At 49.6% G+C, this 14,410-nt stretch carries 13 protein-coding genes and 1 riboswitch; of the genes, 12 read left to right on the forward strand and 1 reads right to left on the reverse strand.

What is annotated here, in order from left to right; translation table 11 throughout:
• The first annotated feature begins 79 nt into the window (after positions 1-79).
• The 8 genes from chvE to thiC all read left to right on the forward strand — a co-directional run bounded on the left by chvE (position 80) and on the right by thiC (position 8,300).
• Positions 80-1,135: a multiple monosaccharide ABC transporter substrate-binding protein gene (gene chvE, locus QOX44_RS04685; protein ID WP_283681660.1), complete on the forward strand. Its 1,056-nt coding sequence runs from the start codon at positions 80-82 to the stop codon at positions 1,133-1,135.
• Positions 1,136-1,230: 95 nt separating this feature from the next.
• On the forward strand, positions 1,231-2,769 hold the full coding sequence (gene mmsA, locus QOX44_RS04690; RefSeq protein WP_283681662.1) for a multiple monosaccharide ABC transporter ATP-binding protein: 1,539 nt from the start codon (positions 1,231-1,233) through the stop codon (positions 2,767-2,769).
• Positions 2,770-2,772: 3 nt separating this feature from the next.
• Complete coding sequence (gene mmsB / locus QOX44_RS04695; protein ID WP_283681663.1) at positions 2,773-3,948, forward strand: multiple monosaccharide ABC transporter permease; 1,176 nt, start codon at positions 2,773-2,775, stop codon at positions 3,946-3,948.
• A gap of 42 nt (positions 3,949-3,990) precedes the next feature.
• A riboswitch (TPP riboswitch) is annotated at positions 3,991-4,099 on the forward strand.
• 69 nt (positions 4,100-4,168) lie between these two features.
• Positions 4,169-4,684, forward strand: a complete 516-nt coding sequence (gene thiW / locus QOX44_RS04700; RefSeq protein ID WP_283681665.1) for an energy coupling factor transporter S component ThiW — start codon at positions 4,169-4,171, stop codon at positions 4,682-4,684.
• 14 nt (positions 4,685-4,698) lie between these two features.
• Positions 4,699-5,520 carry a hydroxyethylthiazole kinase gene (gene thiM, locus QOX44_RS04705; RefSeq protein ID WP_283681667.1) on the forward strand — a complete coding sequence of 274 codons (822 nt, stop codon included), beginning with the start codon at positions 4,699-4,701 and terminating at the stop codon, positions 5,518-5,520.
• Entirely contained in the window at positions 5,507-6,172 is a 666-nt protein-coding gene (gene thiE / locus QOX44_RS04710; RefSeq protein WP_283681670.1) for a thiamine phosphate synthase, read from the forward strand. Before thiM ends, thiE begins: the two co-directional genes overlap by 14 nt.
• Positions 6,169-6,999, forward strand: coding sequence for a bifunctional hydroxymethylpyrimidine kinase/phosphomethylpyrimidine kinase (gene thiD / locus QOX44_RS04715; RefSeq protein ID WP_283681672.1), 831 nt, complete (start codon positions 6,169-6,171; stop codon positions 6,997-6,999). Before thiE ends, thiD begins: the two co-directional genes overlap by 4 nt.
• Positions 6,996-8,300 (forward strand): phosphomethylpyrimidine synthase ThiC, encoded by a 1,305-nt coding sequence (gene thiC, locus QOX44_RS04720; protein WP_283681674.1) that lies wholly within the window; start codon positions 6,996-6,998, stop codon positions 8,298-8,300. Before thiD ends, thiC begins: the two co-directional genes overlap by 4 nt.
• Before the next feature lie 443 nt (positions 8,301-8,743).
• On the opposite strand, the gene QOX44_RS04725 is transcribed toward thiC, so the two are convergent.
• Positions 8,744-9,430, reverse strand: a complete 687-nt coding sequence (locus QOX44_RS04725) for a 5'-methylthioadenosine/adenosylhomocysteine nucleosidase (protein ID WP_283681676.1) — start codon at positions 9,428-9,430, stop codon at positions 8,744-8,746.
• 385 nt (positions 9,431-9,815) lie between these two features.
• Between QOX44_RS04725 and QOX44_RS04730 the strand changes: the two genes are divergently transcribed.
• From QOX44_RS04730 to QOX44_RS04745, 4 genes are all read left to right on the forward strand, one after another.
• The gene (locus QOX44_RS04730) at positions 9,816-10,736 is read left to right on the forward strand and encodes a sugar phosphate isomerase/epimerase family protein (protein WP_283681678.1); all 921 of its coding nucleotides are present in this window, start codon (positions 9,816-9,818) and stop codon (positions 10,734-10,736) included.
• A 49-nt stretch (positions 10,737-10,785) separates the two neighbouring features.
• Entirely contained in the window at positions 10,786-11,838 is a 1,053-nt protein-coding gene (locus QOX44_RS04735) for a substrate-binding domain-containing protein (protein WP_283681680.1), read from the forward strand.
• A 93-nt stretch (positions 11,839-11,931) separates the two neighbouring features.
• Complete coding sequence (locus QOX44_RS04740; RefSeq protein ID WP_283681682.1) at positions 11,932-13,431, forward strand: sugar ABC transporter ATP-binding protein; 1,500 nt, start codon at positions 11,932-11,934, stop codon at positions 13,429-13,431.
• Position 13,432: 1 nt separating this feature from the next.
• The gene (locus tag QOX44_RS04745) at positions 13,433-14,404 is read left to right on the forward strand and encodes an ABC transporter permease (protein WP_283681683.1); all 972 of its coding nucleotides are present in this window, start codon (positions 13,433-13,435) and stop codon (positions 14,402-14,404) included.
• Positions 14,405-14,410 lie beyond the last annotated feature (6 nt).

The following is a 14,410-nucleotide window of genomic DNA, read 5'->3' on the forward strand; positions in this document are numbered from 1 at the left end:
CAAACATGTCCAGACGAAGCTGTGCTATAGTAAAGCCAACTTAAAAAGAGAGAAACAGATCATAAAGGAGGAACACAGTATGAACAAGAAACTTGCTATCATGACAGCGGCACTTTGTGTGGCAGCTATGGGAACTGCTGCAAATGCAGAGGAGTCAAAGGGGACGATCGGTGTTGCCATGCCGACACAGGATCTGCAGAGATGGAATCAGGACGGCGAGAACATGAAGGCTTCTCTTGAGGAGAAAGGCTATACCGTAGACCTTCAGTACGCAGGAAATGACGTACAGACACAGGTATCTCAGGTAGAGAACATGATCGCAAACGGCGATGACCTTCTCGTAGTTGCATCTATCGAGGGAGATTCCCTTGGAACAGTTCTTGCAAGCGCAAAGGAAGCAGGCATTCCGGTTATCGCTTATGACCGTCTGATCATGAATACAGACGCAGTTTCCTATTACGCAACCTTTGATAACTACCTTGTAGGAAAAACACAGGGCGAGTACATCGTAGAAGCTCTGGATCTTGAGAACGCAGAGGGACCGTTTAACCTTGAGCTGGTAACTGGAGACCCGGGAGACAACAACGTAAACTTCTTCTTCGGCGGCGCGATGGATGTACTGCAGCCGTACATTGATGAGGGCAAGCTCGTGGTTCCGTCCGGCCAGATGACAAAGGATGAAGTAGCTACAGCAAACTGGGATACAGCAACAGCTCAGTCCAGATTTGAGAACATTCTGTCCTCCTACTATGCAGACGGCACAAATCTGGATGCAGTGCTTGCTTCCAACGACTCTACAGCACTCGGCGTGATCAACGCTCTGGCAGCAAACTACACAGGAGAGTATCCGGTGATCACAGGTCAGGACTGTGACGTTGCAAACGTACCGCACATCGTAGACGGCACACAGGGCATGTCCGTATTCAAGGATACACGTACTCTGGCAGCACAGGTTGTTGAGATGGTTGACGCGATCATGACAGACGCAGAGGTACCGGTAAATGATACAGAGTCCTATGACAACGGTACAGGCGTGATCCCGACTTACCTTTGCGAGCCGACAGCTGTTACAGCTGAAAATTATCAGGAAATGCTGATCGACTCTGGATATTATACAGAGGATCAGATCAAATAAGACAGAACCTGAATAAGAGCAATGATATCCAGGCGGGCCCTTTCGCCCGCCTGTTGTTTCGTCATCTTACATAGTATAGTCTGGAGGGAGCAATTTTGGCAAAGATACTGTTGGAAATGAAAAATATCACCAAAACATTCCCTGGTGTAAAGGCACTTGATAATGTGAATCTTCAGGTGGCTGAGGGTGAGATCCACGCGCTCGTAGGAGAGAACGGCGCAGGCAAGTCCACTCTGATGAATGTACTCTCGGGCGTATATCCGTACGGTTCCTATGAGGGAGATATTATTTATAATGGTGAAGTATGCAAGTTTCATCATATCAAAGAAAGTGAAGCAAAGGGGATTGTTATTATCCACCAGGAGCTGGCGCTGATCCCGTATATGTCGATCGGCGAGAACATGTTCCTTGGTAATGAACGTGGAAAAAAAGCTGCCATCAACTGGGATGAGACGTACGGTGAGGCAGAAAAATATATGAGGCAGGTGGGGCTTACAGAGTCCGCGAGGACACTGATCAAGGACATCGGCGTCGGCAAGCAGCAGCTTGTGGAGATTGCAAAGGCACTGGCAAAGAAGGCAAAGCTTCTGATCCTGGATGAGCCGACTTCGTCCCTGAATGAATCCGATTCACAGGCCCTTCTGGAGCTGCTTTTGAAGTTTAAGCGGGAAGGGATGACATGTATCATCATTTCCCATAAGTTAAATGAGGTTTCCTACGTGGCAGACAAGATCACGGTCATCCGTGACGGATCTACGATCGAGACCATGACAAAAGGCGTGGATGATTTCTCTGAGGACCGTATCATCAAGGGTATGGTAGGACGTGAGATCGCAGACCGCTTCCCGAAGCGTCACGGCGTGAAGATCGGCGCGGTGAATATGGAGGTAAAGAACTGGACGGTGCATCATCCAATCTATGCAGAGAGAAAGGTGGTCGATAACGTATCCATCAAGGTGCATAAGGGAGAGGTGGTAGGCATCTCCGGTCTGATGGGAGCGGGACGTACGGAGCTTGCAAAGAGTATTTTCGGCAGAAGCTACGGAACCCATATCACAGGAACGCTTTTGCTTGACGGAAAAGAGGTGCATCTGAAAAACGCAAAGGATGCGATCCGGCACAAGCTGGCATATGTGACAGAGGACCGAAAGGGCGACGGACTGATCCTTGGCAACCCGATCAAGATCAATACGACGCTGTCCAATCTTGAGGCAGTCAGCAGCAAAGGCGTGATCGACAGGGACAAGGAGTACGCAGTTGCGGTTAAGTACAAAGAAAAACTGAAAACAAAATGTCCGTCAGTCGAACAGAACGTCGGCAACTTAAGCGGCGGCAACCAGCAGAAGGTATTGCTCGCAAAGTGGATGTTCGCGGATCCGGATGTGCTGATCCTCGATGAGCCGACGCGCGGTATTGATGTCGGAGCGAAGTATGAGATCTACTGTATCATCAACGAACTTGTGGCAGCAGGAAAATCCGTTGTCATGATCTCCTCCGAGCTTCCGGAGGTCCTCGGCATGTCTGACCGGATTTACGTTATGAATGAAGGCAGGATTGCCGGAGAGCTGTCTGCTCAGGAGGCTTCTCAGGAAAAGATCATGTCATGTATTCTGAAGTCAAGCAAAGGAGAGTAAGCAATGGATAAGGCAAAAGTAAAGGTTGGAATTCAAAAATATACAATGATAATTGTTTTGGTGCTCGTAACGCTGTTCTTTACCTGGGGGACACAGGGCAAGATCCTGCTTCCGCAGAACATCACAAACCTGATCTCACAGAACGCTTACGTATTTGTACTGGCAACCGGTATGCTGCTGTGTATCCTGACAGGTGGAAACATCGACCTTTCTGTAGGATCGGTGGTCTGCTTTGTAGGTGCAGTCGGCGGTATCATGATGGAGACGATGCATCTTCCGGTAGCGCTCTCCGTAGTGCTGATGCTGGCGCTCGGCGCCCTGATCGGTGCATGGCAGGCATTCTGGATCGCATTTTTGCGTATCCCGCCATTTATCACGACTCTGTCCGGTATGCTCGTGTTCCGTGGTCTTTCCAATGTTGTGCTTGGCGGTAAGACACTTCCGATCAAGTCTGAGGCATTTATCAGAATGTTTGGCGGCGGTGCAAACTGCTATGTGCCGGATTTCCTCGGCGGCGGTGAGGGACTCAACCGCGTGGCTCTGGCAGCCGGTGCGATCGCATGTATCCTTTACATAGTCATTACGGTGCGCGGCCATATGAACCGTGTGAAAAAGGGATATGAGACAGGAAATGTAGCAATGATGTATATAAAGATGGCAGTGATCTGTACGGTTGTCATGGCTCTGTCCTATAAGCTGGCTCAGCACAAGGGCATCCCGACCTCCCTCGTATGGGTGATCATCGTTGTACTCGTCTATGGCTACATTACAAGCAAGACAACGATCGGCCGTTACTTCTATGCAGTCGGCGGCAATGAAAAGGCAACAAAGCTTTCCGGTATCAATACAAATATGGTATACTTCATCGCGTATACGAACATGGGCTTCCTCGCAGCGCTGGCAGGTATGCTTACGATCGCACGTATGACGAGTGCACAGCCGACCTACGGCCAGAACTATGAGATGGATGCGATCGGCTCCTGCTTCATCGGCGGAGCTTCGGCATACGGCGGGGTCGGAACCGTCCCGGGCGTTATCATCGGCGCCGTGCTCATGGGTATCATCAATCAGGGTATGTCGATCATGGGTACAGACCAGAATATGCAGAAGGTTGTAAAAGGCCTCGTGCTGCTGGCAGCCGTAATCTTCGACGTAGTATCCAAGAAGAAAAATTCATGAAAACGCTTGTGCTTTTCAAAAAACAGGTATATAATATGAAAAAAATAAAAACAGGGGAGCTTGTACTGGCAGGCTGAGAGGAAGTAATCAAACTTCGACCCTATAACCTGATGCGGGTAATGCCGCCGTAGGAAGTCATATGTGAGGATTTTTTACAGGAGGCATCTCGGATGGTGTCTCCTGTTTTTTCATGTCAACCGATGCAAAGGAGAAAAGGAATATGACAAAAACGAATACGAAAAAATTAGCGGTTGCCAGTGTTTTTTGCGCTGTTGCAGTTGTGGGGAGTCTGTTTTCCTTCCCGGTGTTTGGAAGCAAATGCGCCCCCGTTCAGCACATGGTGAACATCCTGTGTGCGGTGCTTCTGGGGCCCTGGTATGGTCTGGGCACAGCATTTTGCGCATCCTTGATCCGCAATCTGCTGGGGCTTGGAAGTCTGCTGGCGTTTCCGGGCAGTATGTTTGGCGCGCTGGTCTGCGGGGCAGTTTACTGCAGGACGAAACATGTCTTTGCTACGCTGCTGGGGGAAGTCTTTGGTACTGCGGTTCTTGGCGGTTTATGTGCTTACCCGGTAGCTGTGCTGTGCATGGGACAAAGTGCTGCGGGACTTGCCTTTTATGCGTATATTGTTCCGTTTTTGATCTCTACTGCCGGCGGAGCCATGATCAGCGCCGTTTTGATTTACAGCTTAAAGGAAACAGGTATCCTGCATACGATGCAGGCGTCTCTTTCCTGACAGGAGTATGAGCGATGTTTGAGAAGATATTTGAAAATGTAAGAATGAAGCATCCGCTGATCCACAGCATCACAAATTATGTGACAGCCAATGACTGTGCCAATATGGTGCTTGCCTGCGGTGCTTCTCCTGTCATGGCTGACGATGAGGAGGAAGTGGCAGAGATCACAGAGCTGTGCGCCGGTCTGAATATCAATATCGGCACCCTGAACAGCCGCAAGATTGCCTCTATGCTGATTGCCGGAAAACGGGCAAATGAGCTGCATCATCCCGTTGTACTGGACCCCGTTGGCGCCGGTGCATCCAGGTTCAGGACAGGGACGGCTATGCGGCTTCTTGAAGAGGTGAAGGTTACGGTTATCCGCGGAAACAGCTCAGAGATCAGGACGCTCGCATCCGGCAGCGGGACAACGAAGGGCGTGGATGCCGATGCTTCAGATAAAGTAACAAAAGAGAACCTGAATAAAATGGTTGCTCTGGCTAAGGCATTTGCAGAGAAAACGGGAGCTGTGATCGCTGTCACTGGAGCGACTGACATTGTTGCAGACGGCAAAAAGGCGTATTGCATTTACAATGGACATCCGATGATGGCTTCTGTCACAGGGACCGGATGTCAGCTCTCTGCTCTGACCGCAGCGTTCGTGGCAGCAAATCCGGATCACCCGCTGGAGGCTGCTGCAGGGGCTGTCTGTGCAATGGGATATGCCGGAGAGCTCGCGCAGGACAGACTTACGCAGCAGGATGGTAATGCTTCCTACAGGAACTATATCATAGACGCGATCTGCCGTATGACGCCAGAGATGCTGGAGAAAGGTGCAAAATATGAAGTGCGATAAAAGAGCAATGCTGCTCTATGCTGTGACAGACCGGGCGTGGACCGGCAGACAAAGCCTGTATGAACAGGTGGAGGCTGCGCTAAAAGGCGGAGTGACCTGTGTGCAGCTGAGAGAAAAAGAACTGGACGATGAAAGCTTTCTGGCAGAAGCAATCAGGATCCGCGCGCTGTGCAAGGCGTATGATGCGTTGTTTTTTATTAATGACAACGTGGAAATTGCCATGAAATGTAAAGCGGATGGCGTTCATGTTGGACAAAAGGATATGCAGGCCGCGCAGGTGCGTCAGATCGTTGGCGGCGATATGCTCATCGGCGTGTCTGTCCATTCGGTGGAAGAAGCTCTGGAGGCAGTTAAAAACGGGGCAGACTGTCTTGGCGCGGGAGCGGTGTTTTCTACTTCGACTAAGGCGGACACAAGTGTTCTGCCAAAGGAAGTGCTTCGCGATATCTGCGCTGCTGTAGATATCCCGGTAGTCGCTATCGGCGGCATTGGCAAAAACAATATTGCGCAGCTGTCTGGTACGGGCGTTGACGGCGTTGCACTGGTCAGCGCAATTTTTGGAGCTGCTGATATTGAAGGGGAGTGCCGTGTGCTTTGCCGGCTGTCGGAAGAGATGGTACATGGAGGAAAACAGGAGGAGAATATACAGTGAAAACAGCATTGACGATTGCAGGAAGCGACTGCAGCGGGGGCGCCGGTATCCAGGCCGACCTGAAGACGATGATCATGAATGGTGTTTATGGCATGAGTGCGATTACGGCGCTTACTGCTCAGAACACAACCGGTGTGAGAGCGATCCAGGAGTCAACCCCTGATTTTCTCAGACAGCAGCTGGATGCGGTATTTGAGGACATTTATCCTGACGCAGTAAAGGTCGGAATGGCAGCGTCTGGCGATCTGATCCGTGTGATCGCTGATCGACTGAGCTTCTACCGCGCAAAAAATGTGGTCGTAGACCCGGTTATGGTGGCAACCTCCGGCTCTGCGCTGCTGAAAAGGGATGCGGTACAGATCCTTATGGATGAATTACTGCCTGTGGCGGCGATCGTAACACCGAATATTCCTGAAGCCGGGGTCCTTTGCGGACGAAATATCGAGACCAGAAAAGACATGGCTGCTGCAGCGCAGGAGATTGGCAAGAGCTGTCATTGCGCGGTCCTGATAAAAGGCGGACACAGGATCAGCGATGCGGATGATCTGCTTTATGCCAACGGAGAGCTCATATGGTTTCCGGGGAGACGTATCGACAATCCGAATACGCACGGAACAGGCTGTACGCTTTCCAGCGCGATCGCATCGAACCTCGCGAAAGGTTTTCCACTTGTACAGGCTGTGCAGATGGCAAAGGACTATCTTTCCGGTGCGCTGGCGGCCGGGCTGGATCTGGGAAAAGGTTCCGGTCCGATACTGCATCATTTTGCGCCAGGCGCTCTTTTTGATGAAGGAAAAAATCAGTTTGAAAGGAAACAGGGATTATGAGAAAATATACAACTCAGATGGATGCTGCAAGACAGGGGATCATTACCCCTGAAATGAAGGCGGTTGCCGGAAAAGAATACAGAACGGAAGAAGAGATCCGCGACCTGGTTGCAAGGGGGCAGGTTGTTATTTGTGCGAACAGGCTGCACACCTGCATTGATCCAAACGGCGTGGGTTCCATGCTTCGTACAAAGATCAACGTAAATCTTGGCGTCTCCCGTGACTGCAGAGATTATAATACAGAAATGGAGAAAGTCATGGCGGCCGTTCATATGGGAGCTGAGGCTATTATGGATCTTTCCTCTCACGGTAATACGCAGCCGTTTCGCAGAAGGCTTACGGGCGAGTGTCCTGCCATGATCGGCACAGTTCCGGTGTATGACAGTGTCATTCATTATCAGAGAGACCTTGCGACACTTACTGCAAAGGATTTTATTGATGTGATCCGGCTCCATGCGCAGGACGGTGTAGACTTTGTGACGCTCCACTGCGGCATCACCCGCAGGACGATCGAGCAGATCAAAAAGCACAAAAGAAAAATGAATATCGTTTCCCGCGGAGGGTCTCTTGTTTTTGCGTGGATGAGCATGACAGGGGAAGAAAATCCATTTTATGAGTATTTTGATGAAATCCTGGATATCTGCCGGGAATATGACGTGACCATATCTCTTGGCGATGCCTGCCGTCCCGGCTGCCTCGCGGATGGGAGCGACGTATGTCAGATCGAAGAGCTTGTGCGTCTTGGCGAGCTGACAAAGCGCGCATGGGAGAAGGATGTACAGGTGATGGTGGAAGGTCCCGGACATATGCCGATGGATCAGATCGAAGCCAATATGAAGCTTCAGCAGAGCATCTGTATGGGCGCGCCGTTCTATGTTCTCGGCCCGATCGTTACGGATATCGCTCCCGGCTACGACCATATCACATCTGCTATCGGGGGAGCGATTGCAGCGGCAAGCGGAGCAGCCTTCCTTTGCTATGTGACTCCTGCGGAGCATCTGGCCCTCCCTGATGTGAACGATGTAAAGCAGGGGATCATCGCAGCCCGGATTGCGGCGCATGCTGCTGATATTGCCAAGAAAGTCCCTCACGCAAGAGATGCAGACGACGCAATGGCAGATGCCCGCCGTACCTTCGACTGGGAAAAACAGTGGGAGTGCGCGATCGATCCGGAAACGGCAAAAATGATCAGGGAGAGCCGCGCGCCGGAGCATGAGGACAGCTGCTCTATGTGCGGCAAATTCTGCGCAGTCCGCAGTATGAACAAGGCGCTGGCTGGAGAATACATTGATATTCTGTAAAGGAGAAGGATACACTTACGTTAATATTGTCTGAAAATTTTCTGTTATCAGAAAAATGCAGACAATATTAACAGACAAGAAAGAAAACAAATAAAAATTAATTGAAAAAAGTATTGACAAAACCGAGAATATAGATTATACTAAAGTCAACAAAAAGGAACAGGAAAACAAAATAAGCTTAAAGAAACAAGCTTACAAACACGTAACTTACAAACAGGCAACAGGGAGGACAGTCCAATGGGATGAATGGCTGATGATCAAAAATCTCTTTACAGATCAAGGAGGAGATTCCGATGAAAGGTAGAGACCCATAACGGATGAGAAAAATTAAAAGAACAGGAGGTTATATAGTGAAACTTCAGATTATTCACTGTTAGAGCTATCTGATGACGAGAAAGTCAGATAGCTCTTTTTATGTACTGCATCGCTTCGCAAGATTATTCTTATTTCAGGTTTCTCAGCATTTCTTTTACAAATTCTGCGGACAGTCCGGAGGCTTTGGCACAGTTTGCTTCAAAATCTGCATTGCTGTCCGGGTTTGCCCCGTCTGTGACAGAGCGCACTGCAATAAAGGGGATCTGATTTACATAGCATACGTGTGCAATGCCTGCGGTCTCCATGTCGACACTGAGCGGTGCGTACGCTTCGCTGATCTGATCTTTTCGCTCATCTGTGATAAATGCTTCTCCGGTGACCATTCGGCCAAACAGTGTCCGGTGCGTAGCTGCGAGCGTCTGCGCGGTATGCCTTGCACATGCGAGCAGTGCTTGATCTGCCGGAAAGCAGGGCGTATCCATCCACGGATGGAATTCTGTCAGGATTTCTGCGTCTACATCGTGATACACGGCTTCAGTAGAAACGATCGTATCGAATACCCGGACCTGACTGGATATAGCGCCTGCGGTGCCGGCATTGATTATGCGGCTGCAGCCGTAGTGATCGATCAGGATCTGAGCGGCGATTGCGGCGTTCACCTTACATACACCGCAAAAAAGCACAACGACATCTGTGCCGCTGATGGTTCCTGTATAAAAATCCAGCATCGCCCGTCTGGAAACGGCGCGGTGCTCTATCATTGGTAAAAACGGGGCAAGTTCTTCATCACTTGCGCATAAGATACCTGTTGGCATACGGACACCTCCTGCAACTGTTATTTCCGGCATCTGTGCAGATTTTGTACGTGGATGCGGATGGCGCTATTTTATCATATCTTTCTGGACGCTTCAATGAAAATAGACTCTACGGAAGCAGAATCTGCGTTATTCCCCGGATTTTTGAGGCTTATCGACCCACCTATACGTATAAAAAAAGAAAATATTTGAAATTAAATGAATGAAAAAGAAAAAACAGAGAAAGTATATTGGATGTTATGCACAAAAATAGGAGATAGAAACTGTGCAAAACAGCGATTTGTATAATTAATATTGACAATAAAAGAAAGATAATATATTATTATGACAAGAAATGAAAAATAATGAAAATAAATGAAAGAAAGCAAAGAAAGGAAATGAGAATATGAATTATGCAGGAAGAATTAATTCATTCATTTTCAAGGGAGGAAATGTTCTGGATGCGATCAGGGAATACCGCAAGATGCGCGGTCTGACACATCTGGAGTTTAATTACCCGGAGCATATCGAAGGCTATGATCTGGATGAAATACGGGAAGCGATGGGAGACCTGAAGGTGAATGGCTTTGCGATCCGGTGGAGAAAGCGGTTTACAAACGGAAACTTCAACAATCCGGATTCCGGGCTTCGCCGTGAGGCGATCGAAATGGCAAAGCGCGGCGCAGATATCTGCAGAGAGCTTGGCGGGAAGGTGGTCACGCTCTGGTTTGAAAATGATGGATATGATTATCCGTTCCAGATCGACTATGAGAAGAGCTGGGACAATCTGGTAGAGGGTATTCGTGAGGTGGCAGATTATGCGCCGGATATGAAGATCAGCATTGAGTACAAGCCGTATGAGGAGCGCAATTTTGAGCTTGTGGACAGCACGGGGATGACCCTTTTGCTGATTAATGATGTAGATCGTGACAATGTCGGATGTACGCTGGACTTCTGTCATATGCTGATGAAAAATGACAGTCCCTCCTGCGGTCTTGCGATGGCAGCCAGCAGAGGAAAGCTGTTTGGCCTGCATATGAATGATGGCTATGGGAGGATCGACAGCGGGATGATCTTTTCCTCCATTCATCTGGGGCTCTCTCTGGAATTTGTCTATTATCTGAAAAAGTATCATTATGAGGATGTCGTATTTTTTGATACCTTCCCGATCCGGGAAGCGGCGGCGCCGGAGACACAGGCCAATATCGACGCGTTTGAAAAGCTGCTCCGTCTGGTGGAGGATACAGGAATGGAAAGCATTGAGAATGTGATTTCAAAATGTGACGGAATCAGTGCCCAGAAGCTGGTTCTCGACATGTTGAAATAGAAACGAAAAGCAGAAACTATAAAAAACAAAAAGAAAGAAGGAAGAAAAAATGAAAAGAAGAGTATTAGCACTGGCACTTGGAATGTCGATGGTATTTGGCACGACAGCAATGGCGGAGGAGTTCAACCCGGACAAGGTAGAGGATGCGATGAGCATTGAGGAGGTTCGTGAAAAGAATGGAGCGGAGGTTCCGGTGGCTGCTGACCTGACGCTCGGCGCGATTGCAAAATCCTTTTCCAATGAATTCTGGCGTACCCTGGAGGAAGGCTACGGTGTGGCACAGGAAAAAGTAAATGAGGCAGGTGTAAACGTGACGATCCAGGTTGACGGACCGACGGATGAGAACGATGAGATCGGCCAGCAGACCATGACGGACAACATGGTAAATCAGGGCTATGATGCGATCATGGCAAGCCCGATCTCCGATGCAAACCTGACGGCTTCTATTGAGGCGGCAAAGGAAGCTGGCATTGCGACTGTAAATGTAAACGACGGTCTGATCGCGGCAGCGGATTATTATGTAGGACCGAACGCATACCAGAACGGACAGCTGGCAGCACAGTGGATCTCTGAGCAGCTTGGTGATGAAGGCGAGGTAGGTATCGTGATCGGTATGGCGAAGGCATTCGCAGCCGTTGAGCGGACAGACGGATTTAAGGACTGGATCAAGGACAATGATTCCGGACTTGAGGTAGTAGCAGAGCAGAATGCAGACTGGGATCGCCAGAAGGCAAAAGAGCTGGCTGCGACATGGATCCAGCAGTATCCTGATATGAAGGCGATCTTCTGCAATAATGATACGATGGCACTTGGCGTGGTAGAGGCAGTAGAAGAAGCAGAGGCTGATATTCTGGTAGTCGGCGTGGACGGCATCGGAGAAGCGTATGATTCGATCCGCGATGGCAAGCTGGATGCTACGATTGATTCCTTCCCGCTGTATATGGCTCAGGTAGCGACAGAATGTACGCTGCGTGTTCTGGCAGGACAGGAGATGCCAAGAGTCGTTGCCACACCGCAGGCGCTGATCGATTCTGAGAATGTTGATACGGAAGCGGCAGAAATCATTGGCTGGACAGATGCTACATACGTGGCAGCAGAATAATCGCTGTAAAAAACGACAGGCAGTGTCTGATTAAGACAGGAGGTGTTGCGGCTGCAGGCTGCAGCACCCCTTTTCAAAAATGCGGAGGACAGAATGGCAAAGGCGGTTGAATTTATCGGGATTAATAAACGTTTTCCAGGTGCACATGTCTTAAAGGACATCTCTTTTTCCGTGGAAGAGGGAGAGGTGCATGCCCTGCTGGGGGAAAATGGTGCGGGAAAATCCACATTGCTCAATATCCTGCACGGCGTTTACACGGAATATGAAGGAACCGTGAAGCTGCACGGAAAAGCAGTCCGGTTTAAGGATGTAAACGATGCGATCGTAAGTGGAAAAATCTCCAAGGTACATCAGGAAACGCTGGTCGTAAAGGATCTGAGCGTGGGACAGAATGTTACGCTTGGATACGAGCCGAAAAAGGGCGGGTTTGTAGATTTTGCAAAGATGGACCGGGAGGTAAATGAGATCCTTGGACAGCTTCACTGCAAATTTAAATCGGAGGATCTGGTGAGTACGCTGACATCGGGCGAAATGCAGATGCTGGCGATCGCGAGAGCGCTGTATCATCATTCCAGTATTATTTCTCTGGACGAGCCGACGGCGTCGCTGACATTGAAAGAGACAGAGGCGCTGTTTGAGGTGATCCGGGATCTGAAAAAAGCAGGCGTGACGGTTCTGTATGTGAGCCATCACCTGGAGGAGATCTTCCAGATCTGCGACAGAGCGACTATCCTGCGTGACGGAGAGTTTATCGAGACCTTAAATGTAAAAGACACAAATCGCGAGGGGCTGATCCATTCTATGGTAGGCCGCAGCGTGGCTGCCGTGGCGTCACGCCAAAAGCCAAGTCCGATGACAGACGAGGTCGTTTTGAGGGCAGAGGGGCTTTCCAACGGAAAGCATTTTGAGAATGTCAGCTTTGAACTCCACAAAGGAGAGATCCTCGGATTCTTTGGTCTGGTCGGTGCAGGGCGTACTGAGGTGATGCGGACGATCTTTGGAGCGGATGGAAAGACGGGAGGTTCCTTCTATTTAAAAGGCAGGAAGGTAACAGGCTTCTGGAATACAACAAAGGCGCTTCGGGCAGGGATCGGTCTCGTACCGGAGGACAGAAAGACACAGGGATTTTTGAGTCTTTCGAGTAATACAGATAATGTATCAATCTCCAGTCTGGAGAAGTATATGAGCGGTGTTTTTGTGGATGAGAAAAAGAAAGAGAAAAATGCCGAGCACTTTTTTGAGGAGATGGACGTGCATCCGCGCAGGATTGATTATCTGACAAAGAATATGTCAGGCGGCAACCAGCAGAAGGTGATCCTGGCGCGCTGGATGTCAACCGATGTGGACATCATTATTTTTGACGAGCCGACCAAGGGCGTCGATGTGGCTGCCAAGGCGGAAATCTACCGTCTGATGGAAGAGCTGGTAGAAAACGGAAAGAGCCTGATCGTTGTTTCTTCGGAATTGCCGGAGGTCATGGGGATCAGTGACCGTATTCTTGTCATGTGCGAGGGGCATCTGAACGGAGAGCTCAGACGCGGGCAGGATTACGATGAAGATACGATTCTTAATTTAGCGATTGGAGGGAATTAAAGTGAATAGAATCATAACAAAGTATAAGCGGGAACTTGTTGTCGGAATCGCTACGATCGCCATGGCAGCCGTATTTACTATCATGAACCCGACGTTCCTTACCTGGAGAAATATTCTGACGATCCTGCAGCAGATGGTGTTGAACGGGATCCTGGCAGTTGGTATGATGTTTACGATCATCACGGGAGGGATCGATCTTTCGATCGGCTGTACCTTTGCGATCACCGGGATCAGTGTGGCATTTTGCTGTGTAAACGGAGTGAATCCATTTCTGGGGATTTTGCTCGGACTGGTGATCGGTATCATTCTCGGTGCATTTAACGGATTTCTGATCACGAAGATGAAGCTGCAGCCATTTATCGCAACACTCGGTACGATGAGCCTGTATCGCGGTATCGCGTACGTGGTGACGGGAGGCCGTCCGGTCACGAGCGTACCGGACAGCTTTCGGAATATCTTTAACGGCAAGATGTTTCTGGACATCCGCTATTACATTATCGTGATGATCGCGGTATTTGTGATCGCCTATATCATTCTTGCGAAAACGAGGACCGGCGCATACCTGTATGCGGTGGGCGGCAATGAGGAGGCTGCGAAGCTCTCCGGTGTAAATGTAGTAAAAGTAAAGTATATCGCATATATCGTCTGCGGCGCATGTGCGGCGATCGCAGGACTGGTCATGCTGGCAAGCCTCGGCTCCGCGGAGCCGACTGCGGGTACTGGCTACGAGACAAATGCGATCGCGGCGGCAGCGATCGGCGGAACACGTATGGCAGGAGGAAAGGGTACTGCCCTTGGTACCTTCTTTGGCGCTCTGCTTCTGGCCGTCCTGAAGGTGGGAATGGTCGTTATCAACGTGGATTCGTTCTGGCAGTATATTTTTACCGGCCTGATCATCATTGTGGCATCCTATTTTGAGTTTATCCAGGAGGATATTGCAGGGCTGATGGCACGGAAAAAGGCGGCAAAATAATGGAAG

Source organism: Parablautia sp. Marseille-Q6255 (assembly GCF_951230155.1).
Classification (GTDB): domain Bacteria; phylum Bacillota; class Clostridia; order Lachnospirales; family Lachnospiraceae; genus Choladousia.